The organism is Bradyrhizobium sp. Gha (genome assembly GCF_900113735.1).
In the GTDB taxonomy this organism is placed as follows: domain Bacteria; phylum Pseudomonadota; class Alphaproteobacteria; order Rhizobiales; family Xanthobacteraceae; genus Bradyrhizobium.
The window spans coordinates 530962-553079 of the sequence record NZ_FOQM01000001.1; the positions used below are offsets into that span (position 1 = coordinate 530962).

Sequence of the window (22118 nt, forward strand, 5' to 3'; positions counted from 1 at the left end):
ACTCCCCTATTCTGCCGGCTGCAACACGCGCGCGACACCGACGTCGTCGAGCGGGAGGTCCAGCACCTCCTCGAACTCGACAATGTTGTCGATCTCGGTCCCCATTGCGATGTTGGTGACGCGTTCGAGGATGAACTCGACCACCACGGGCACGCGGTGCTTCTTCATCAACTCACGCGCGGTGGCGAATGCCGCCTGCGTGTCCTCAGGGCGGGTGATGCGGATCGCCTTGCAGCCGAGCCCCTCGGCGACGGCGACATGGTCGACGCCGTAGCCGCCGATCTCCGGCGCGTTGATGTTCTCGAACGAGAGCTGGACGTGATAGTCCATGTCGAAGCCGCGCTGGGCCTGGCGGATCAGGCCGAGATAGGAATTGTTCACGACGACGTGGATGTAGGGCAGATTGAACTGCGCCCCGACCGCGAGCTCCTCGATCAGGAACTGGAAATCGTAGTCGCCGGAGAGCGCGACAATCTCCCGCTCGGGGCACGCCGCGCGCACACCGAGCGCCGCCGGCAGGGTCCAACCGAGCGGCCCCGCCTGCCCCGCATTGATCCAGTTGCGCGGCTTGTAGACGCCGAGGAACTGCGCACCAGCGATCTGCGACAGGCCGATCACGGAGACGTAGCAGGTATCGCGGCCGAACGCCTCGTTCATCTCCTCATAGACGCGCTGCGGCTTGATCGGAACGTTGTCGAAATGGCTCTTGCGCAGCATGGTCTTCTTACGGTCACGGCAGGCCGCGGGCCACGCCTGGCGCTCGCGGAGCCTGCCGGAGCGTCGCCACTCCCTGGCGACGGAAACGAAGAGTTCGAGCGCGGCCTTCGCGTCCGAGACGATGCCGAGATCAGGATTGAACACGCGCCCGATCTGGGTCGGCTCGATATCGACATGCACGAAGGTGCGGCCCTTGGTGTAGGTCTCGACCGATCCGGTGTGACGGTTAGCCCAGCGGTTACCGATGCCGAGCACGAAGTCCGACTCAAGCATCGTGGCATTACCATAACGGTGGCTGGTCTGAAGGCCGACCATGCCGGCCATCAGGACGTGATCGTCGGGAATCGCGCCCCATCCCATCAGCGTCGGCACGACAGGCACGTTCGCGATTTCGGCGAACTCGACCAGCAGCTCCGAGGCATCCGCATTGATGATGCCGCCGCCCGCCACGATCAGCGGCCGCTCGGCGGCGTTGAGCATCTCCAGCGCCCTGTCGACCTGCTTGCGCGTTGCAGTCGGCTTGTAGACCGGTAACGGCTCATAGGTCTCGTCGTCGAACTCGATCTCGGCAAGCTGCACGTCGAGCGGCATGTCGATCAGCACCGGCCCTGGCCGGCCCGAGCGCATCACATGGAAGGCCTGGCTGAACACACGCGGCACCAGCGCCGGCTCGCGCACCGTCACGGCCCATTTGGTCACGGGCTTCGCGATCGACTCGATATCGACCGCCTGAAAATCCTCCTTGTAGAGCCGTGCACGGGGCGCCTGTCCGGTGATGCAGAGGATCGGAATGGAATCGGCGATCGCCGAATAGAGTCCGGTGATCATGTCGGTGCCCGCCGGCCCGGACGTGCCGATGCACACACCGATATTGCCGGCCTTGGCCCGCGTATAGCCCTCGGCCATGTGCGAGGCACCCTCGACATGCCGCGCCAGGATGTGACGGATCGAGCCGCGCTTCTTCAGTGCCGAGTAAAGCGGATTGATTGCAGCCCCGGGGACGCCGAAGGCCGTCGAGATACCTTCCTTCTCCAGGATGCGCACGGCTGCATCGATAGCTCGCATCTTCGCCATATCGGACCTCGCTCGGTTTAAGTCAGCGAGCAAGATCATCGGGTGCGTGGAAGCCGATCTCAACGAGATCGATTTTATTTTCCACGATGCGGCAGCCGCGGAAAAACCGCGGCAGTCTCAAGCAGTTAGATCGATAAATACGTGAAAGAAGATCATTCGAACAGCGGCGCCAGCTCCATCTGCGGCACCAACACGAGGCCCTTGTCGGTAATGCGAATTTCCGGAATCACCGATAGCGGAATCAGATTGAAGCCCATGTAGGGGATGGTGCAACCCGCCTCCGCCCATTCCTTCTTCAACACCTTGACTTCCTCGGCCACCTCGGTGACGCGCTTGTCGGATAAGAGGCCGGCGATGGGGAGCGGGACCAGCGCCCTCACCTTGCCATCAGCGACGACGCAGACGCCACCCTGCTGCTCTTTAATCGCCGAGATCGCTAGCTGCATGTCGGATTCGTTGGTGCCGGCGACGATGATATTGTGGCTGTCATGCCCAACGCTGGAAGCGACCGCGCCGCGCTTCAGGCCAAAATCCTTCAGCAAGCCATAAGCAACGTTGCCGGCCGACTTGCCGTGCCGTTCGACCACCGTGACGAAGCACATTCCGTAACGCGCAAACAGCGACGGCCAGTCCTTCGCGGGCTCGATCGCGACTTTCTCGTGAATCAGCGTGATGCCCGGCAGCGCGGTCTTGATCGCATTGACGGTGCAGGCCTTTGCCGGCATTTCCGGCGTCAGCTTCAGCTTGTCCGGCAGCTTGACGGTGGCGTAGGCCGCCTTGGGATATTGATAGCGCTGCGACAGCGCTCCGTCGAGAAGCGGCGTAATCTTGCCGTGCTCGACCACGGGCTCACCGCCATACCAGGTGCAATGCGGCTTGAGCTGATCGTCCATCAGCACGAGATCGGCACGGCGGCCGCCGCCGAGCCCGCCGATGTCGCCGTCCATGTTGAAACGCGTGGCGCCGTGCAGCGAGCCCAGCGACCAGGCCTGCTCCGGCGACATCCCCGCCTTCACGGCCTCGCGCACCACCCAGTCGAGGCCGAACAGCAGCAGATCGTCGGCATCGCGGTCGTCGGTGCAAACAGCAGTCCGCTTGTGCGATGCCCCAAGCTCGGTGATCGTCCGGATCGCCTGCGGCAACGAATGCCACGGCGTGGTCGGTGGTCCGCCGCGCAAAAACACCCAGACGCCGGCGTCGAGCAGATCGTCGGCAATGTCGCGGTCGATCGCTTCATGGGTGTCGGTGACACCGGAGGCTGCGTAGGCCGCGACGAATTCGCGGCCGTAGACATGGCCGGACACTGGCCGCCCGCGCTTCAAGGCCGCCGCGAGGATAGCGTGGCTGCGCTCGTCGCCCATAGTCACGGGGACGAAATCCATCTTCTCGCCGAGGGCGACAGCTTCAGGCCAGCGATCGAACAGGCCGGCGATCTTGTCGGGCGTGAGGTCCCCGCCGGCGGTCTCGAGCTCCGCCGAGGTCGCCGGCACCGTGCTCGGCACCGTCAAGAAGATCGAAAGCGGCGCCTCGCGAGCGTCCTCCAGCATCGCCTCGACGCCGGCAACGTCCATGACGTTACCGATCTCGTGGCTATCGCAGAAAATCGTGGTGGTGCCGTTCAGCAGCGCGGCCTCGGCGTAGGCGCAGGCCGTCACCATCGACGATTCGATGTGGATGTGCGGATCGACCAATCCCGGCGCGATGATGCCACCGGCGGCGTCATACAGCGGCACGTCGTTCCACGCCTTCTTGGCCGTCCCTGACGGCTTCACCGCGGCGATGCGGCCGCCTGATATCCAGACCTCCCGGCCCGGGTGGATCCGCTCCGAATAGGTCGAGAGCACCCGCGCGCCCGTGATGACAAGGTCGGGCGCGATACGCGCGGAGGCGACATCGGCAAGGCGCCGTGTCATCGTATGCAGTGGCGCGACGGCAAACCGGGTGAGTTTGGTCATTAGAACCCTCGCGTGGCTTTACGCCCCACGATGGTTACGCGCTGCGCCACAGCGGGCAAGCTCAAATATAGCAGCACGCCTGCTTAAGCCGTAGGCGGCGAACCGCCGGCTGTCCCCGGCCTCGCAGATCTGCGCGGGTTCCGCCTCTCGGCCGTGGTGCAGCGGGGTGCTTGACCCAAATCCGCTCCCTTAGCTCACCCCTGTTTCATCGCTGGCACGACGCCGCCGAGCGCCGCCGTGAGCTCCGCCGCGACCTCCCGCACCACGCGGCCGATCTCCGGCAGCCGCGCGTCGGTGATGCGGCTGGTCATCCCGGACACCGAGATTGCGGCGAGCGGCTCAGCGAGCGCACTATAGACGACGGCGGCGACGCAACGCAGACCGATCTCCGCCTCCTCGTCGTCAATCGCAAATCCCTGTTTGCGAACCGTTGCGAGCTCCTTGAACAGATCGCCCGGTCGCACGATGGATTTTTCTGTCAACCTTGGCATGCCGTGATGGCGAATGACGGCGCTGACGTCCTCGTCGGAATAGGTCGCGAGCACCGCCTTGCCGACGCCCGATGTCACCATCGCGACACGGCCGCCGACCTTGGTCAGCGAGCGCATGATCTCGCGGCTCTCCATGCGGGTCAGCACGATGATGAACTCGTCGTCGACCACAGCGAGATTGGCGGTCTCGCGGGTGAGATCGCGCAGCTTTCGCAAATAGGGAATCGCCTGCGCGCTAAAATTGCGCCGCCGCGCAAAGCTTGCGCCCACGGTAAAGCTGCGCACGCCGACATGCCATTTGGATTCGACGCGGTCGAACTGCACGAAGCGGCGGCTTTCCAGCGTCGCCAGCAGGCGATGCACCGTCGAGGCCGACAGGCCGGTGCGGACGGCGAGATCGCTGAGGCGATAGCCTTCGTCGTCCTCAGCCAGCGTCTCCAAGATCGACAGCGCGCGGTCGACGGATTGCACGCCGCCGTCCCGGTCGGCCTCGGATGCCGATCGTGGCTCGATGGATTTACGCCGGATCACGTTCTTGCCCATCGCGACCTGCCGCTTGGTTGGCGTCATTCCGGGGCGCGCATGAGCGCGAACGGTGGTGCGCAGTTGCGCACCTGAGAATCTCGAGATCCCGGGTCGACGCTTCGCGACGCCCCGGGATGACGGGAGAGTTTAGCTCAGAGCAGGCCCGCGCCGCGGGCCCATTTGTACTTGGCACCGAGCACTTCGACCGGAAGCTCGGTCGAGTAAGCATAGGCCGGGATGCCGTTCTGGTAGAGATATTCGGCGGCTTCCTCGACCTCGACGTCGCCGGCGAGCGAGGCGACGATCGGCTTCACGAAGCCCTTGGCCTCCATCTCCTTCTTCACCTCGACCATGTTGCGGGCGAACACCATCGGCGGCGTGACGATGGTGTGCCAGTAGCCAAGGATCAGCGAGTGGATGCGCTCGTCCGACAGACCGAGCTTCACCGTGTTGACATAGGTGATCGGCGGCTCGCCGCCGGTGATATCCACAGGATTTCCAGCAGCGCCAAACGGCGGGATGAACTTGCGGAAGGCCGCATCGAGATCCGGCGGCATCGACATCAGCGACAGGCCGTTGTCGACGCAGGAATCCGACAGCAGCACGCCCGAGCCACCGGCACCGGTGATGATCAGCACGTTCTCGCCCTTCGGCGTCGGCAGCACCGGCACGCCGCGGGCAAATTCGAGCAGCTGACGCAAGCTGCGCGCACGGATCACGCCCGATTGCGCCAGCACGTCCTCATAGATCTTGTCGTTACCCGCCAGCGCGCCGGTGTGCGACGAGGCCGCCTTCGCGCCCGCCGAGGTGCGGCCGGCCTTGAGCACGACGACCGGCTTCTTCTTGGAGACGCGCTTGGCGGCTTCCGCAAAGGCGCGGCCGTCCTTGAGGTCTTCGCAGTGCTGCGCGATCAGGTTGGTGTTCGGATCCTGCTCGAAGAAGGCGAGCAGATCGTCCTCGTCGATATCGGACTTGTTGCCGAGGCCGACGATCGCCGACACACCCATTTTCGCCGAGCGCGAAAAACCGATGATGGCCATGCCGATGCCGCCCGACTGCGACGAAAGCGCTGCGTGCCCTTTGACGTCGTACGCCGTGCAGAAGGTCGCGCACAGATTCGCCGGCGTATAATAGAAGCCGTAAATGTTCGGCCCCATCAGGCGGATGTCGTACTTCTTGCCGACCTCGACGATCTCGGCCTGGAGTTCCGGCGCGCCGGCCTCCGCGAAGCCCGACGGGATCAGTACCGCGCCCGGGATTTTCTTCTCACCGCATTCGGTAAGCGCCGCCGCCACGAGCTTGGCGGGGATTGCGAACACCGCAGTGTCGATCACGCCAGGCACGTCCTTGACGCTCTTGTACGCCTTGTAGCCGAGGATCTCGGACGCCTTGGGGTGGATCGGATAAATCTCGCCCTTGTAGCCGCCGTTGATGAGGTTCTTCATCACGGAGTTGCCGATCTTGCCGTCCTCAGCGGAGGCGCCGACCACGGCGACCGCCTTCGGCTGCATGATGCGGCTCATGGCTGCGACAATCTCTTCGGTCGGACGCGGCTTCGGCTTCGGCACATAGGCGAAGTCGACGACGATGCGCACGTCGGCCGCGATCGCGTCCTTCGCGGTGGCGAAAACAGGGTTGAGGTCGAGCTCGACGATCTCAGGGAAATCGGTGACAAGTTGCGAGACCTTGACGATGACGTCGGCAAGCGCCGTGCGGTTCACCGGCTCGCCGCCGCGCACGCCCTTCAAAATTTCGTGTGCCTGGATGCCATCGAGCATCGACAGCGCGTCCTCCTTCGTCGCGGGCGCCAGGCGGAAGGTGATGTCCTTGAGCACTTCAACCAGCACGCCGCCGAGGCCGAAGGCGACCAGCTTGCCAAACGAGCCGTCGGTGATCGAACCGACGATGACCTCGGTGCCGCCCGCCAACATCTGCTGCACCTGGATGCCCTCGATCTTGGCGTCCGCCTTGTACTTCTTGGCGTTGCCAAGAATGGTCTCGTAGGCCTTCTCGGCATCCTGTGCCGTCTTGACGCCGACGATGACGCCGCCGGCCTCGGTCTTGTGGAGAATGTCCGGCGAGACGATCTTCATGACGACCGGGAAGCCCATCGAGGACGCCATCTGGCCCGCCTCGCCCGCCGATTTCGCCACGCCCTCCTTCGGCACCGGAATGCCATAGGCGTCGCAGACGACCTTGCCTTCCGGCGCGGTCAGGCTGGTGCGGTTGTCGGCCTTGACCTGGTCAAGGACCTTGCGGACGACGTCTTTGGAATTGGACATGAGCTTCTCCCTTGACCTTCACTTCTTGCTTGGCAAAGCGCGCGTAACGCGGCTGCCGTTATCTGCCGTCGACGCGCTCTGTTCCCTCCAGCGGAACGGAACGGCGAAATGCCTTGATTAATCGCCAGCCCTGGACCAAAAACGGCTAGCGATGGCATTTGGTATGCCAGAAGCCAACTTGTCAAGTCACAGCACCCTCCAGAACGCCGCAAAAAATAGCCGGCTTGACATTCTGGCATGTGGTATGCCAAAAACTTTCCTGCAAATATTCCTGTAAAAGACGACTCCCACTGGAGGAGAATCGTCGTGTCACTGCAGAAAACAACCAAGGCGTTGCCGAACATGGCCGAGGCAGACATCGCAATCGTTCGTATTGCCCCGGAGAGCAGCTTCAAGAACAAGGCGTATGACGCCTTGAAGGAAGCCATCCTCAGGATGGACATCTACTCGACGCCCGAACCGGTGATGCTGGACGAGCGCGCACTGTCCGAACGCCTGGGCGTCAGCCGTACCCCGATCCGCGAAGCCATCGCGATGCTGGAGCAGGACGGTTTCGTGAAGACCGTGCCGCGCCGCGGCATCATGGTGGTACGAAGGACCAAGAGCGAGATCGTCGACATGATCCGCGCCTGGGCGGCGTTGGAGAGCATGGCGGCGCGCCTCATCACCACCACCGCTCGCAAGAAGGACATCTCGGCGCTGCGCGACTTCTTCAAGGACTTCGGCAAGGACCGCCTGCCCGAGGACCACGTCGAGGAATATTCGCGCGCCAACATCGCCTTCCACCAGTCGCTGATCTCGTTGTCGGAATCCCCTGTTCTTGTCGATCTCACCAACGACCTGCTGCTGCACGTGCGCGGGTATCGCCAGCTGACCATCGGCCGCAAGGACCGCATCGCGGTGTCGCTGCCCGAGCATCTTGCCATGATCGAGGCGCTGGAAGCGCGCGACACCGAACTCGCCGAGAAGCGCGCCCGCGACCACACCCTTGGGCTTGCCGCTTACGTCGAAGAGCACGGTCAGGAACTGTTCACGTAACTCTTCACCTAGCAAACATTCACCAGAAGGGCGAAGCACTCGCCCCGCTATCCTGACACCAGGGAGACAAGGCCCATGCTGAACACCGCGACCAAGTCCGAAGCACCGGGCACCGAGCAGGAACTGACGGATGGCTTTCATCTCGTCATCGACGCGCTCAAGCTGAACGGCATCAACACCATCTACAATGTGCCGGGCATCCCGATCACCGATTTGGGCCGCATGGCGCAGGCTGCGGGCATTCGCGTGATTTCCTTCCGTCACGAGCAGAACGCCGGCTACGCCGCAGGCATCGCCGGCTATCTCACCAAGAAGCCCGGCGTCTGCCTCACGGTGTCAGCGCCCGGCTTCCTCAACGGTCTCACCGCGCTCGCCCACGCCACCACCAACTGCTACCCGATGATCCTGGTCTCGGGCTCTTCCGAGCGCGAAATCGTCGACCTCCAGCAGGGCGACTATGAAGAGATGGACCAGCTCGCGATTGCAAAGCCGCTGTGCAAGGCGGCCTATCGCGTGCTGCACGCCCAAGACATCGGCATCGCTTTTGCCCGCGCGATCCGCGCCGCGGTTTCGGGCCGTCCGGGCGGCGTCTATCTCGATCTGCCGGCAAAATTGTTCGGCCAGGTGATGAGCGCCGATGCCGGCCAGAAGTCGCTGGTCAAGGTGATCGACGCGGCGCCGGCGCAGATTCCCTCGCCCGCTTCGGTCAAGCGCGCGCTTGATGTTCTGAAGAACGCGAAGCGTCCGCTCATCATCCTCGGCAAGGGCGCGGCCTATGCGCAGGCCGATGAAGAGATCAGGAGCTTCGTCGAAAAGAGCGGCGTGCCGTTCCTCCCGATGAGCATGGCCAAAGGCCTCCTGCCCGACACGCATCCGCAATGCGCCGGCGCTGCGCGCTCGACGGTGCTGAAGGATTCCGACGTCGTCATGCTGATCGGCGCGCGGTTGAACTGGCTGCTCTCGCACGGCAAGGGCAAGAGCTGGGGAGAAGCTCCGAAGAAGTTCATCCAGGTCGACATCGAGCCGAAGGAAATGGACTCCAACGTCGAGATCGTCGCGCCCGTCGTCGGCGACATCGGTTCGGTGGTCTCCGCCTTCAATCAGGCAATCGCCTCGGGCTGGACGGCGCCGCCCGCCGAATGGACGAAGGCGATCGCGACCAAGCGCGACGAGAACGTCGCCAAGATGGCGCCGAAGCTCATGAACAACAAATCGCCGATGGACTATCACGGCGCGCTCGGCGTTCTGAAGAACGTGATCAAGGATCATCCCGAAGCGATCCTCGTCAACGAAGGCGCCAACACGCTCGACCTCGCCCGCGGCGTCATCGACATGTACCGCCCGCGCAAGCGTCTCGACGTCGGCACCTGGGGCGTCATGGGCATCGGCATGGGCCAGGCGATTGCGGCTGCGCTCGAGACCGGCCATCCCGTGCTGGCGGTTGAAGGCGACTCGGCCTTCGGCTTCTCCGGCATGGAGGTCGAGACGATCTGCCGCTACAACCTTCCGATCTGCGTCGTCATCTTCAACAATGACGGCATCTACCGCGGCACCGACGTCAACGGTGCCAACGCCGATCCGGCAACGACGGTGTTCGTCAAGGGCGCGCGTTACGACAAGATGATGGAAGCCTTCGGCGGCGTCGGCGTGAATGCGACCTCACCGGACGAGCTCAAGCGCGCCGTGGTCGAGGCGATGGCGTCACGCAAGCCGACGCTGATCAACGCGGTGATCGATCCGGCCGCGGGTTCCGAGAGCGGCCGCATCGGCAACCTCAATCCGCAGAGCGTTCTGCAGAAGAAGAAGTAAGTCCTCCCCTTCAACCCTTATTCCCTGTGGTTTGCAGGGGTAGACAGAGTACGGAGCAACATCATGACCAAGGCGCTCAAGGGCGTTCGCATTCTCGACTTCACCCACGTCCAGTCAGGGCCGACCTGCACGCAGCTGCTGGCATGGTTCGGCGCCGACGTGATCAAGGTGGAACGCCCGGGCGTGGGTGACATCACCCGCGGCCAGCTGCAGGACATCCCGAACGTGGACAGCCTGTATTTCACCATGCTCAACCACAACAAGCGCTCGATCACGCTCGACACCAAGAACCCCAAGGGCAAGGAAGTCCTGACCGAGCTGATCAAGAAGTGCGACGTGCTGGTCGAGAATTTCGGCCCCGGCGTGCTCGACCGCATGGGCTTCCCCTGGGAGAAGATCCAGGCGATCAACCCGAAGATGATCGTCGCGTCGATCAAGGGCTTCGGCCCGGGACCGTACGAAGACTGCAAGGTCTATGAGAACGTCGCGCAATGCACCGGCGGCGCCGCCTCGACCACCGGCTTCCGCGATGGCCTTCCGCTCGTCACCGGCGCGCAGATCGGCGACAGCGGCACCGGCCTGCATCTGGCGCTCGGCATCGTCACCGCGCTCTATCAGCGTACGCATTCGGGCAAGGGCCAGCGCGTCACGGCTGCGATGCAGGATGGCGTGCTCAACCTCGCCCGCGTCAAGCTGCGCGACCAGCAGCGCCTCGCCCACGGCCCGCTCAAGGAGTACAGCCAGTTCGGCGAAGGCATTCCGTTCGGCGATGCCGTGCCGCGCGCCGGCAATGACTCCGGCGGCGGCCAGCCCGGCCGCATCCTGAAGTGCAAGGGCTGGGAGACCGATCCCAACGCCTACATTTACTTCATCACCCAGGCGCCGGTCTGGGAAAAGATCTGCGACGTGATCGGCGAGCCGACCTGGAAGACCGATCCGAATTATGCCAAGCCGGCGGCGCGCCTGCCGCGCCTGAACGAGATCTTCGCCCGCATCGAACAGTGGACGATGACGAAGACGAAGTTCGAGGCGATGGAGATCCTCAACAAGGACGACATTCCGTGCGGCCCGATTCTGTCGATGAAGGAGATCGCCGAGGACCAGTCGCTGCGCGCGACCGGCACCGTGGTCGAGGTCGATCACCCCACCCGCGGCAAGTACATCTCCGTCGGCAACCCGATCAAGCTGTCGGATAGCCCGGCCGAGGTCACCCGCTCTCCGCTGCTCGGCGAGCACACCGACGAGATCCTGCGCAGCGTGCTCGGCTTCAGCGACCACCAGGTCGCCGACATCCACAAGTCCGGCGCACTCGACCCGCCGCAGAAGCAGGCTGCCGAGTAAAGCGGCGCCGCTTCGGCCAAGACGAAAGGGCCGCCTTCCGGGCGGCCCTTTTTTTGCGTGCGATGAGACCGTCCGAGCACGGGCTCAAACCGAAACCCGAAAACAACCCCATGCACAGTAGCCCCCGCGCCAAGCACAGATTCGCATTTTTCGAATCTTTCGTTGACGCGTCGGGCAAAACAGGGGCATTATGCCGTCACTCGAAAAGGCTGATGTCCGCCTTCGTCCTGCTTACAAACTGGACGTGCTCGGCGTGAAGAACCTCTGCCTTGGGGAAGGTGTTTCCGAGGCTGCTCGCCCCACCCTTCAGGATCGGTGCGCCCTCGCCTCCACCTTCGCTTCCCGAGGCCACAGACTTTCGGCCGAGTACAACATGAGCGCTATCCAGATCGCACCATAGCCGATGAGCTGCACACGACCGAACGGCTCACCATAAGCAAATACGCCGAGGAGCAGCTGCAGCGTAGGCGTTATGTATTGCATGATCCCCAGTGTTGACAGCGGGATGCGGCGTGCTCCCGCCGCGAACAACAACAATGGTACTGCCGTCACGGGACCGGCTCCGGCCAGCAGCAGCTGCATGCCGGCATGCGCGCTGCCGAAATGGCTGTCGCCGTGCGCTGCGAGCCACAACAAATAGAAAAACGCGGCGGGAAAGAGCAGCGTGATTTCCAATGCCAGCCCATCGAGGGGACCGAGTTTCGCGGTCTTGCGCAACAGGCCATATGCACCGAACGTCACCCCGAGCACGAGGCTGATCCATGGCAGTGCGCTATTTTCCCACGTCAGCCATAGAACGCCCCCTACTGCGAACGCGATTGCCCCCCATTGCAGAGGCCGCAGACGCTCGTGCAAGAACGCAAACCCGAATAGCACGCTGACGAGTGGATTGATGAAGTATCCAAGGCTCGCCTCGACGATGCGGCCGCTGTTGACCGCCCAGATATATAAGCCCCAATTCGCAGACAGCAGCCCAGCGCACGCTCCGAAACGCACCAAATTGCCTGGCTCGCGAAGCGCGGTGACGAGCCAACGAACGTCGCGTCGTATCGCAAGCGCAACGGCTACGAAGATGAGCGACCATACCATCCGGTGCGCAAGCACTTCGAGAGGTGGGACGACCTTCAGCAACCTGAAATAGAAGGGAAAAAGCCCCCAAATCGTGAAGGCGATCAGCGCGTAAAGAAATCCCAAATTCATTGTACCCGACTGCGAGATTGACGACCTGCTGCCGAGGCGCTCCCCGGACCGCAGATCAGACCGGCGGGTCCCATTGCGGTGCGTACTCCGGACTAACGACCCGCCGGTTCTTCGGCAAGGTAGCAATCAATGCACGATCCTCATCGTCGAGTTGCACGTTGAAGGACGCCAGGTTGCTTGACTGGTTTTTCCGGCTGCTGGCTTTGGGAATCGCGGCAACGTTCGGTTGATCGAGCAGCCATTTGAGGGCCACCTGGGTCGGAAGCACCCCGTGCTTCTCAGCGATGCGAACAAGCTCCGGTATTTCGTGCGCTTTGTTGCGCATGAGTGGACTATAGGCGGTCAATGCCATTTCATGTTCACGAGCGAATTGAAGCAAGTTTCTCTGGCCCAATGTGACGTGATACTCGACCTGGATGGCGGCCAAGGGAGCGCCCATCCCCTCAACAACCTGGCGCAGCAATGGCAGGGGGAAGTTTGCCACGCCGATGTTGCGCGCGCGCCCCTGCTCTTTGAACGAGACCAGCGTCTCGATCGAGCGCGCCAGGTCGCAACCTTTTCCCGGCCAGTGAATCAGAAACAGATCTACGTACTCGCTCTGCAACGCACGGAGCGTGTTGTCAAAGGACTGACGCATGTCGTCTGGGGCCAACTTGTCCCACCAGACCTTGCTTGTCACATGGATCTTTTCGCGCGGCACGTCGGTTTCGACGAGCGCTCGGCCCACCGCATCTTCGTTTTGGTAGGCCGCCGCAGTATCCACGTGACGGTATCCAACCTCGAGCGCCTGAAGCACGGCTCGGGTGCACTCTTCGCCGACCATTGGCCACGTCCCCAAGCCGAGTTTCGGCATGTTCAGCTGGCGGGATTTGATGACAGTATTGTTCATGGTTCGTCTTTCCACTTGGCGATCGAAATCAAACTGGGCTGTCGGCAGCCGCTTTTTCCTTGGCCGCGAAGAAATCGCCCTGCGGCGCCAGATTTCTGCGGGCAAGCACGAGCCCCGCGAGGTATCCGAACGTCATTGCCGGCCCCAGAGTTATGCCGCCGCTCGGATAAAAGCCGCCCATCATGCTGGCGCTGTCGTTACCTACCGCATACAGGCCGGGAATAGCGCAATTGTTCTCATCGAGCACCCGCGCGTCGATGTCGGTCGCCAACCCCGCGAACGTGCCAAGACTCCCGGGCAACAGTTTGACTGCGTAAAACGGACTCTTTTCGATCGGGGCGAGACAGGGATTCGGCTGATGTTCGGCATCTCCCTGCGCGCGGTTATAGACTGTAGAGCCTTTGTTGAATTGGGGATCAGTGCCTTCCTTGGCATGCGTGTTGTAGCTTTCCACGGTGTTCTTCAACGCTTGCGCGTCGATGTGGCATTTCATCGCCAGTTCACTCAAGCTCGCGGCCTGCACGAGATATCCCGAGCGCCGATATGGGCCTACAGGAAAGGGAAATGGCTTGGAGAAGCCGAGGCCGTAGCGTCGCTGGAAACGATGATCGCAGATCAGCCAGGCGCACACCTCTTCGCCGGATGGCGTGCTTGCCAGCAGCGCGGAGATAAAGTCTCGATATGACGCGGCTTCGTTGACAAAACGCCTGCCAGCGCGCGTCACCGCAATCACGCCGGGCTTTGCACGGTCGATCAGGTGTGGAAAGACGATATCCGCGCCCCCGCGCTGAGGAACCAGCGAAACGGGCGCCCACGCGGCAGGCGCGTCAAGTGTATTGTTGAAGCGCCCCCCGACGGACTCCCCAAGACGGATGCCGTCTCCGGTATTTGTGCGTGGCGCCGCAGACCAATGGTCGAGACCAGAGGGTGTATAGGCAAACGTCCGCGCCCTTCTTTCCACGTCGTATGGATAGCCACCACAGGCAAGCACGACGCCGCGCGTCGCACGCACCTCATGCCTGGTACCGGCGATGTCAACAATTGCCCCCGTCACGCGGCGATCATTCCTCAGCAAGGCAACAGCGCGGGCACGAGTGCGCAAGTCGACTTCGCGGTTGACCGCCGATTTCAGCAGGCGGGCGACTAGCGCGTTGCCATTGACGAGGTGCATCGAACGTCCGTACCAGAGCTTATGCCAAGCAAATGCAAGCAGCCGGCGAGCTACGTAGAGCGCGGACTTGATCGAGCGCGTCGCTCGATAAAAATGTGTGATGTCTTGCCCCGCCGCAATCCCCATGCCCTTGATCGTAATGACCGATAGGGGTTCGCGTAGCTTGTGGAGCAATGGGCCAAGTTCGCGCGCGTCGAATGGCATGGCACAAACCGACCGCCCCCCTGTCGCGGCACCAGGTGTCGGGTGGAAATCCGGAATATTGCCTTCGACGAAGCGCACTGAGGTGTGACGCTCGAAGAAATCAACCATTTCGGGGCCACGTTCAAGCAGCGCGGTTGCCTTAGCGGCATCGAACTGTGTTCCTAATTCACTTTTCAGGTACGTAAGTGGCGCATCAATCTCTTCCCGGATGCCTGCGCGCGTCGCCAGCGGATTGCGAGGAATCCACATCCAGCCTCCCGACCACGCGCTCGTTCCGCCGAACACATCTTCCTTCTCCATCACCATCACACGCAGGCCATGCGTTGCGGCCGTTACCGCCGCCGACAAGCCGCCCGCGCCGGAGCCAAGCACCAGCACGTCACATTCGAGTATTCGTTCATGGTTCATGTGTTGCACTCTTTACCGCCAGAGCCTCTGCATGGCAGAGGTCCGCAGATGCTCGTCGATGTCGGGGTGTACGCTTGATCTGTATCGGCTCGACGTCGGTTCGATTGCGATTGCAGACGCAGCAACATGAATGAGCTCAGCACCGAGTGTTTGCACTACCGTCTTGCAGCATCGAACTTTTTGGAGACTCGATCGTCTTCCAAATGAAACCTGGTTTCACCTATTGCTCGGCGAGCATGTTCATGAAATCCGATCTTCGACACGGAGGCGTCGTTGGGTATCTCGAGAGCGTATACGATGTCGTCCGGTAAGCAGGCGAGGATACGCTTGATGTCTATTCCTCCTTCACCGGGAACAAGCCTTTCGCACCGTGCCGCATAGATCACCCCTTCGGGATCAGGCGGATGATGCGCCGGAGCGTCGCAAACGTGAACCCACTTGAACCATTCGGGCGGGAGCGCCCTTAGAAGCTCCAGGCTCGAGCAAGAACGGGCGAAGTGCAGCGTGTCGAGCAAGATGCTGGCGTTGGGACGATTGGCCTCGCGTACGATATGAGCGGCATCGGCGAGACCCGGCGTCTCCGTCCACGACACAAACTCGAGACTGACATTCAGATTGAGCGGCTTGGCCATCTCGCATAAGGACCCAAAGCGGTCGATCGCGCGATTCTTTTCGGGATCCGGCAACTGGGCGAGGATGTGCCGAGCTCCGAGTTCGGCACCGGCTTCGAGAAACTCTCGATAGTGCAGATGATCACGTGGAGGATCCATGCGGGCCGCCTCAATGTCCCACACCTCCAACCCGGAATTTGCGAGGCTCGCCTTTGTTTCCCTCATGAGCTTCGGATCATTCAGCAGATCGTACAAAGGTTCGTTGGGTGTCGTCCGGTTGAGCCGCAGGCCCACATATTGATAACCGGCATCGCTTGCCGCCTCGATCAACTGGGGTGGAGCGAGTCCCAAGGCCGTCAGGTGTGCGAGTGAATAGGGATTGCTCATGGTGTCCTCCCCCCGCGCACCGCTTGACCACGTAGGCCTTGCTCAGTCATCTGCAAATCAGGCGGGACAATCGCGGGACCGTCCATCGTGACGCGCGTCTCCGTCGTCTGCACCGGAGTTCGGAATTGCTGTCGCGGGAGGCGATGCGATTGGAGATTGTTCGCGATCGTGACCCGGGCGACCGAGGGCTGCTCGCTTCTGGAGAGTGCCGGAAACATCCGCGCCAAACCGTTCGGTCCGCAATAGTTCTGCGAAAGGATGAACTCACGAGGCGCCAGCAGATCGCGGATCATCCGATGACCCGGAGGGACTCAGAAACACAACCCAAAGGTGCAACGATCCCATCAGCCGAAAACCAGCGGCAACGAGAGTTGGGATCACGGGTAAGTATGGTCATGCCGCGGCTTCCCACATTTTGATGGCCCATCGGCTCACTTTGACGGCGAACTCATCAGCCCGTCGTGCGCCCTGCGTCGGCTGTCAGCGCCTTCTTCACGGGCGAGGCGCGACATTCGCCGAGATTTCCTGAAGATGTCGGGCGTTCCACATCAAGCGCATTCAGCAAAAGCCACATGCATTTCTCTCGGCTGCTTCTTTGGTTCAGTGCCCAATGCTGCTTCACGCTTTCTTACCTCTGGTACTACCGCTCTATAGCGAGCACGGCTGGCGCACTGCAACCTTTACTTGCTTATATGTGACATGCAATTTTGAAGAGTGTCAATGTAAATAACCGGCGCTATTGCGGGCCGCGTGCGGGCTGCTTTGCCGGACCATCAGAGCTGGAAAGGGATTTTGACTGCGGCGAGATTTCCGATCCGGCGCTGCGCGGCCGTGGAACATCGTCGGCATCTCCCTCTTCATCGACATGCATGCGGCCGGCGCAAACAAGTAGCCGGGCGGATCTACAATGCGGATGATGGCAAGACCTACGCGAGCACGGTGACCCTGCTGCCCTCAGGCAATCTCAACGTCCAGGGCGGCATGGGAACGCCGCATGGGAACGTTGTGTGCAGGTGAAGATCGGACGCGATAAGCCGCAGATCGGCCGGGCGACAACAGCAGCCGCCGGTTCCGGCGGCTCTTTTTTCTGCAATGCTTTGTCGGATCGAGAGCCTCTCCTTCGTCCTCGGTTATGAAGGGGCAACAGACGATCATGTCGAGCCCATCAGTGTATAAGGAATGACAAACATGCCCGGCACCGTGCGCCTGCACCGCGTTCTCGCAACCAGCCCGGAAAAGGTCTACCGCGCCTTCGTGGAGGCGGATGCACTCGCGAAATGGCTTCCGCCCAACGGCTTCACCTGCACCGTGCATCATCTCGAGCCGAAGGTCGGGGGCACGTTCAAGATGTCCTTCCGGAACTTCACCACGGGCAACGGCCATTCGTTCGGCGGCGAATATCTCGAGCTCGTCCCCGGCCAGCGCCTGCGCTACACGGACAGATTCGACGACCCCGACCTGCCTGGCGTGATCGAGGTGACCGTGATCCTGAAGAAGGTCTTGGTCGGCACCGAAGTCGATATCACGCAGGCCGGCCTGCCCGACGCCATTCCAGTGGAGGCCTGCTATCTCGGCTGGCAGGAATCGCTGCGCAACCTTGCCAAGCTCGTCGAGCCCGAGATCAATCAGTAGCTCGTAGCCGGGTCGCGCGGTCGGATGCGATCCGAATGAAAGCCGCGGGTCGATCTGTTCGATCGGATGCGCGCATCTGCCCACGTCGTCGTTGCGAGCCAACGGGTCCGCGCGAAGCGCCGCCCGATGACGGGCTCCGCGAAGCAATCCAGAATCCCTCCGCGGTGGCAGCCTGGATTGCCTCGTCGCATGAGCTCCTCGCAATCACGGAAAGCGAGGAGCCCTCCGCGAGACTAACTCGCACCGGGTCTGCGGCGACTGATCGCAACGACTGTTATGCACCCGCCCTCGACTTCAGCCCACCATCCGCGGTCCAGCGATCCGGTTCGGCACTGTGTCCGATCAGCGCCAGGCCGTACGCGATCGATTCGAACTGGTCGCCCGACATCAGCCGCTCGTTGCCGAACCGGTCGGCGAACAGTTTTCGCACCGCCGGCACGAAGGAGGTGCCGCCGGTCAAGAACACCTTCTCCACCTCGCGCGCGGTGATGCGGGCTTCGCCCAGCACCTTGTCGACGGTAGCCCCCAGCCGCGCGATGTCGTCGGCAATCCAGCTATCGAATTTCTTCCGGGTGATGGCGGAGCCGATATCGACGCCGCCGCCCTTGAAGCGGAAATCCACCTCGTCTTTGGCCGACAGCGCGACCTTGGCGTCTGACACCGCGCGGTACAGCGAGAAGCCGAGGTCGAGGTCGACGATGGTGATGAAATGCTCCAGCTGTTCAGGCTTCACCGCCGTGCGCGCAAGCTCCCTGAGCTCGCGCAAATCGCCGTTGCTCTTCATCAGCGCGAGCTGATGCCAGCGTGCGAGGTTGGTGTAGTGGCTGTTCGGGATCGGCAGCACCTTGTCGAACGAGCGGAAGCTCGAACCCTTGCCGAGCCGCGGCGAGACCACGTGGTCGACGATGCGATAATCGAACGTGTCGCCCGCAATCCCGATGCCGGCGTGTCCCAGCGGCTCGGCGCGCAAATGGCCGCCGGCGCGCGAGAACCGCATCACCGAGAAATCGCTGGTGCCGCCGCCGAAATCCGCAACCAGCACGGTGGCGTCGCGCTCGAGGCGCCGGGCGAAGGAGAACGCCGCGCCGACGGGCTCGTAAACATAGCGGGCGTGACCGGCGCCCAAGCGCTCGAACGCGGCGCGGTAGCGCTGCATGGCGAGGTCGTCGTCGGGATTGCCGCCGGCAAAGCGCACGGGACGGCCGACGGTGATGTTGGCTGCCTCGAATCCGAACCTGTCGCCGCCATGGCGCGCCAGCGTGCGCAGGAATGCCGCCAGAATGTCCTCGAACTTGAAGCGCTGCCGGAACACCTGCGTGGTGTTGAAGCTCGAGCTTGCCGCAAAGGTCTTGAACGACTGCAGGAAGCGATAGACGTGGCGCCCCTCGAGAAACTGCTCGATCGCCCACGGTCCGCCTTCGGCCTGGGCGCCGGCGCCCGGCCGGTCCTCCCAGAAGCAGAGTGCCGAGACGTAAGTGCTGTGGCGTTGTCCGCCGTGGTCAAACCTGAGGGCCTCGACCCGCCGATCGTCGGCGGCAAGCGCGACGACGGTGTTGCTGGTCCCAAAATCGATGCCGATCGAGACGGCGGGCGAGGCGCTCGACATGAACCACTCTGACTGATGACGGGGAAAGGGGGCGAAGCACTAACCGTTTTGCACTGCGGTGCCAAGAGCCTGACAAGACCCCGTCCGAGCAGCCCGAACCTGCGTGTTGCGCAGTTCTGAGGCGGAAAAGGCGATGTTTCCGGACCCGGACGGTGCGCTTTGATGATGAAGCGCCATGCTGCAATGCGGCAATTCACATGCTGCTATGCAAGGCCGCGTATGGACACTGGCATCTGGCATACATAAAAAATTTCGAGATAGGACAGCACTCATGACTGTCTTAGAATAGGGAATTCCGATGTCCAAGACCGCTTTCGTCGCCCTTGCACCCTCCGCCTCGTTGTTCGCCCGCTTCATGGCGGCCGTCGACCGCTTCCTGATGGCTAGCGCCGAGATTTCCAACCACAATGGCGATCTCCCCCGTTTCGGCCTGTAAGCGCGGGGGCCAGGATCGATTTATTCGTAGTCTGTTCCGCCGCGAGATCCATGTGCTCATCCTCGCGGCTGCCGGCGCTCGTGGCATTCAAGCGCTGGCGCAAGATGGTGGCGGCGCGATCAACATCCGGCCTCGCTCTCATCTCGCCCATCGCGCCCGCCTCATGGCCCGGCGTTTCACCCTCCCAAATATACCCCGATACCCGGAAACCCGGAGAATCTGCACTTTTCTTGAGCTTGCGCCTGAGATAGGGCTTGCATTCTGGAATATGGTATACCAAGCTCCTCGCGGCGCTTGCACCATAAGCCACAATATTTGCGACACCCGCCATATGGCGGCGCCGTCGTGACAGACAGGCGCTTGGGAGGTTGTTGATGACTTCAGGCACGGATGGCGCCGTCACGGCCGCGCCTCTTCGCACAGGTTTCCGTTGGCTCCAACTCGTGATGGGCATCGTCTGCATGGCGATGATCGCCAACCTGCAATATGGCTGGACGCTGTTCGTCGATCCGATCGACGCCAAGTACCATTGGGGTCGCGCCGCGATCCAGCTCGCCTTCACCATCTTCGTCGTCACCGAGACCTGGCTGGTGCCGGTCGAGGCCTGGTTCGTCGACAAATACGGTCCGCGCATCGTCATCATGTTCGGCGGCGTGATGATCGCGCTGTCCTGGGTGCTCAACTCCTACGCTGACTCGCTTCCCCTGCTCTACGCCGCGGCCGTTGTCGGCGGCATGGGCGCGGGCGCGGTGTACGGCACCTGCGTCGGCAACGCGCTGAAATGGTTTCCCGATCGCCGCGGTCTTGCCGCCGGTGCGACTGCGGCCGGCTTCGGCGCGGGCGCGGCGCTCACAGTGGTGCCGATCGCGACCATGATCGCATCTTCAGGCTATCAGCACGCCTTCCTCACCTTCGGCATCGGCCAGGGCGTAATCGTGTTCGTGCTCGCCTTCTTCATCCAGCCGCCGCGGATCTCGATCCCGCCGAAGAAGAAGAAGCTCAATCTGCCGCAGACCCAGATCGACTTCACCCCGCCGCAGGTGCTGCGCGCGCCCATTTTCTGGGTGATGTACCTCGTCTTCGTGATGGTCGCCTCGGGCGGTCTGATGACCGCGGCACAGATCGCGCCAATCGCGCATGACTTCAAGATCGCCAACACGCCGGTTTCGCTCGCCGGCTTCGAGATGGCGGCCCTGACCTTCGCGATCTCACTCGACCGTATCTTCGACGGCTTCGGTCGCCCGTTCTTCGGCTTCGTGTCCGACACGATCGGTCGCGAGAACACCATGTTCATCGCGTTCGGCACCGCCGCCTTGATGCTGCTGACGCTGTCGGCCTACGGTCACGTCCCGCTCGTGTTCGTGCTCGCGACGGCGGTCTATTTCGGCGTGTTCGGCGAGATCTACTCGCTGTTCCCCGCCACCTCGGGCGACACCTTCGGCTCGAAATACGCGACCACCAACAACGGCATGCTCTACACCGCGAAGGGCACCGCCTCCCTTCTGGTGCCGCTCGCGAGCGTGATCTCGACCGCCTATGGCTGGAAGGCCGTGTTCGTGGTGGCCGTGGCGCTGAATGCGACGGCCGCGCTGATGGCCCTGCTCGTGATCAAGCCGATGCGCCGTTCGTTCATCCTGGGCAAGGAGGCCGAGAGCGCAACTCCCGCAACCGCCAATGCCGACACCCGTGCCAAGACCGGGACGGCGTGAGCCGCCACGCTTTCAAGTTGGTCAAAGGGGCGCAGCGATGCGCCCCTTTTTCTTTGCCGCACCTTTCTGCAGCGACGACAAACGTCAGCATCCCTGCCGCAAGATTTTTCGGATGAACCAAATCCAACGCTTGACGATTGGCATTATGTATACCACACTTCCTGCGACGTTCACCCCAGGGAGGTTGCCATGCTGGTCGGAGACATTCTGCGCAAGAAGACGCCGCGCGTTGTCACGGTGCGAATGAACGAAACGGTGGGTATTGCCGCCAAGCTGATGCGGGCCAACAACATCAGCGCGCTGGTGGTGAAGGACGTGGTCCGCTCGGAAGGCAACACCGCGGTCGGCATGTTCACCGAGCGCGACGTGGTGCGTGCGGTTGCCGAGCACGGCGCCAATGCAGTCAACGTGAAGGTCTCGCAGCTCGTGTCGGTGCAGCAGCTCGTCTCCTGCACCTCCTCCGACACGATCGAGCATGTCCGGCATCTGATGAATCGGAATCACATCCGGCACCTGCCCGTGATCGACGACTACAGCCTCGTCTCCGTCATCAGCATGCGCGACATCGCGGCTGCCGTCGACGAGGCGACCAACAGCACGCCGCAAGCCGCCTAAAGCGGCCACGCCTCTTCC

At 62.5% G+C, this 22118-nt stretch carries 17 protein-coding genes; 7 read left to right on the top strand and 10 right to left on the bottom strand.

Annotated features, from left to right (window positions below):
- Positions 1-6: 6 nt before the first annotated feature.
- From gcl to BM222_RS02600, 4 genes are all read right to left on the bottom strand, one after another.
- Positions 7-1791 (bottom strand): glyoxylate carboligase, encoded by a 1785-nt coding sequence (gene gcl / locus BM222_RS02585; RefSeq protein WP_092226694.1) that lies wholly within the window; start codon positions 1789-1791, stop codon positions 7-9.
- A gap of 152 nt (positions 1792-1943) precedes the next feature.
- On the bottom strand, positions 1944-3746 hold the full coding sequence (locus BM222_RS02590; RefSeq protein WP_092226695.1) for an adenine deaminase C-terminal domain-containing protein: 1803 nt from the start codon (positions 3744-3746) through the stop codon (positions 1944-1946).
- A 194-nt stretch (positions 3747-3940) separates the two neighbouring features.
- Positions 3941-4780 (bottom strand): IclR family transcriptional regulator, encoded by an 840-nt coding sequence (locus tag BM222_RS02595; RefSeq protein WP_177242978.1) that lies wholly within the window; start codon positions 4778-4780, stop codon positions 3941-3943.
- A 134-nt stretch (positions 4781-4914) separates the two neighbouring features.
- Positions 4915-7044 carry an acetate--CoA ligase family protein gene (locus BM222_RS02600; protein WP_092226697.1) on the bottom strand — a complete coding sequence of 710 codons (2130 nt, stop codon included), beginning with the start codon at positions 7042-7044 and terminating at the stop codon, positions 4915-4917.
- A 306-nt stretch (positions 7045-7350) separates the two neighbouring features.
- Here BM222_RS02600 and BM222_RS02605 point away from each other — a divergent pair, with 306 nt between their 5' ends.
- From BM222_RS02605 to frc, 3 genes are all read left to right on the top strand, one after another.
- Complete coding sequence (locus BM222_RS02605) at positions 7351-8082, top strand: GntR family transcriptional regulator (RefSeq protein ID WP_177242961.1); 732 nt, start codon at positions 7351-7353, stop codon at positions 8080-8082.
- A 75-nt stretch (positions 8083-8157) separates the two neighbouring features.
- Positions 8158-9891, top strand: a complete 1734-nt coding sequence (gene oxc, locus BM222_RS02610) for an oxalyl-CoA decarboxylase (RefSeq protein WP_092226699.1) — start codon at positions 8158-8160, stop codon at positions 9889-9891.
- Positions 9892-9954: 63 nt separating this feature from the next.
- A complete protein-coding gene (frc, locus tag BM222_RS02615; RefSeq protein ID WP_092226700.1) occupies positions 9955-11232 on the top strand; it encodes a formyl-CoA transferase in 1278 nt (425 codons plus the stop codon).
- A gap of 306 nt (positions 11233-11538) precedes the next feature.
- Here the strand turns inward: frc and rarD are convergent, their stop codons facing one another.
- The 5 genes from rarD to BM222_RS42780 form a co-directional block, all read right to left on the bottom strand.
- Positions 11539-12432, bottom strand: coding sequence for an EamA family transporter RarD (gene rarD, locus BM222_RS02620; RefSeq protein ID WP_092226701.1), 894 nt, complete (start codon positions 12430-12432; stop codon positions 11539-11541).
- A 55-nt stretch (positions 12433-12487) separates the two neighbouring features.
- The gene (locus BM222_RS02625) at positions 12488-13321 is read right to left on the bottom strand and encodes an aldo/keto reductase (RefSeq protein ID WP_092226702.1); all 834 of its coding nucleotides are present in this window, start codon (positions 13319-13321) and stop codon (positions 12488-12490) included.
- Between the two features lie 28 nt (positions 13322-13349).
- Positions 13350-15104: an FAD-dependent oxidoreductase gene (locus tag BM222_RS02630; RefSeq protein ID WP_092226703.1), complete on the bottom strand. Its 1755-nt coding sequence runs from the start codon at positions 15102-15104 to the stop codon at positions 13350-13352.
- Positions 15105-15259: 155 nt separating this feature from the next.
- Positions 15260-16102, bottom strand: a complete 843-nt coding sequence (locus tag BM222_RS02635) for a sugar phosphate isomerase/epimerase family protein (protein ID WP_092226704.1) — start codon at positions 16100-16102, stop codon at positions 15260-15262.
- A gap of 451 nt (positions 16103-16553) precedes the next feature.
- Positions 16554-16676, bottom strand: coding sequence for a hypothetical protein (locus tag BM222_RS42780; protein WP_283810213.1), 123 nt, complete (start codon positions 16674-16676; stop codon positions 16554-16556).
- Between the two features lie 614 nt (positions 16677-17290).
- Between BM222_RS42780 and BM222_RS02650 the strand changes: the two genes are divergently transcribed.
- Positions 17291-17734 carry an SRPBCC family protein gene (locus BM222_RS02650; RefSeq protein WP_092226707.1) on the top strand — a complete coding sequence of 148 codons (444 nt, stop codon included), beginning with the start codon at positions 17291-17293 and terminating at the stop codon, positions 17732-17734.
- 274 nt (positions 17735-18008) lie between these two features.
- Here the strand turns inward: BM222_RS02650 and BM222_RS02655 are convergent, their stop codons facing one another.
- A complete protein-coding gene (locus BM222_RS02655; protein WP_092226708.1) occupies positions 18009-19340 on the bottom strand; it encodes an Hsp70 family protein in 1332 nt (443 codons plus the stop codon).
- A gap of 298 nt (positions 19341-19638) precedes the next feature.
- On the opposite strand from BM222_RS02655, the gene BM222_RS40835 reads away from it, so the two are divergent.
- The 3 genes from BM222_RS40835 (at position 19639) to BM222_RS02665 (ending at position 22100) form a co-directional block, all read left to right on the top strand.
- Complete coding sequence (locus tag BM222_RS40835) at positions 19639-19776, top strand: hypothetical protein (RefSeq protein WP_177242963.1); 138 nt, start codon at positions 19639-19641, stop codon at positions 19774-19776.
- Positions 19777-20150: 374 nt separating this feature from the next.
- Positions 20151-21485, top strand: a complete 1335-nt coding sequence (oxlT, locus tag BM222_RS02660) for an oxalate/formate MFS antiporter (protein ID WP_092226709.1) — start codon at positions 20151-20153, stop codon at positions 21483-21485.
- A gap of 189 nt (positions 21486-21674) precedes the next feature.
- Positions 21675-22100, top strand: a complete 426-nt coding sequence (locus BM222_RS02665) for a CBS domain-containing protein (protein WP_092226710.1) — start codon at positions 21675-21677, stop codon at positions 22098-22100.
- The last annotated feature ends 18 nt before the right edge of the window (positions 22101-22118 follow it).

What these genes read in the sequence shown, in the direction of transcription:
- gcl (WP_092226694.1), bottom strand. Translation starts at nt 1,791, where the DNA reads ATGGCGAAGATGCGAGCTATCGATGCAGCCGTGCGCATCCTGGAGAAG.
- BM222_RS02590 (WP_092226695.1), bottom strand. Translation starts at nt 3,746, where the DNA reads ATGACCAAACTCACCCGGTTTGCCGTCGCGCCACTGCATACGATGACA.
- BM222_RS02595 (WP_177242978.1), bottom strand. Translation starts at nt 4,780, where the DNA reads ATGGGCAAGAACGTGATCCGGCGTAAATCCATCGAGCCACGATCGGCA.
- BM222_RS02600 (WP_092226697.1), bottom strand. Translation starts at nt 7,044, where the DNA reads ATGTCCAATTCCAAAGACGTCGTCCGCAAGGTCCTTGACCAGGTCAAG.
- oxc (WP_092226699.1), top strand. Translation starts at nt 8,158, where the DNA reads ATGCTGAACACCGCGACCAAGTCCGAAGCACCGGGCACCGAGCAGGAA.
- frc (WP_092226700.1), top strand. Translation starts at nt 9,955, where the DNA reads ATGACCAAGGCGCTCAAGGGCGTTCGCATTCTCGACTTCACCCACGTC.
- rarD (WP_092226701.1), bottom strand. Translation starts at nt 12,432, where the DNA reads ATGAATTTGGGATTTCTTTACGCGCTGATCGCCTTCACGATTTGGGGG.
- BM222_RS02625 (WP_092226702.1), bottom strand. Translation starts at nt 13,321, where the DNA reads ATGAACAATACTGTCATCAAATCCCGCCAGCTGAACATGCCGAAACTC.
- BM222_RS02630 (WP_092226703.1), bottom strand. Translation starts at nt 15,104, where the DNA reads ATGAACCATGAACGAATACTCGAATGTGACGTGCTGGTGCTTGGCTCC.
- BM222_RS02635 (WP_092226704.1), bottom strand. Translation starts at nt 16,102, where the DNA reads ATGAGCAATCCCTATTCACTCGCACACCTGACGGCCTTGGGACTCGCT.
- BM222_RS42780 (WP_283810213.1), bottom strand. Translation starts at nt 16,676, where the DNA reads ATGTGGCTTTTGCTGAATGCGCTTGATGTGGAACGCCCGACATCTTCA.
- BM222_RS02650 (WP_092226707.1), top strand. Translation starts at nt 17,291, where the DNA reads ATGCCCGGCACCGTGCGCCTGCACCGCGTTCTCGCAACCAGCCCGGAA.
- BM222_RS02655 (WP_092226708.1), bottom strand. Translation starts at nt 19,340, where the DNA reads ATGTCGAGCGCCTCGCCCGCCGTCTCGATCGGCATCGATTTTGGGACC.
- BM222_RS40835 (WP_177242963.1), top strand. Translation starts at nt 19,639, where the DNA reads ATGTCCAAGACCGCTTTCGTCGCCCTTGCACCCTCCGCCTCGTTGTTC.
- oxlT (WP_092226709.1), top strand. Translation starts at nt 20,151, where the DNA reads ATGACTTCAGGCACGGATGGCGCCGTCACGGCCGCGCCTCTTCGCACA.
- BM222_RS02665 (WP_092226710.1), top strand. Translation starts at nt 21,675, where the DNA reads ATGCTGGTCGGAGACATTCTGCGCAAGAAGACGCCGCGCGTTGTCACG.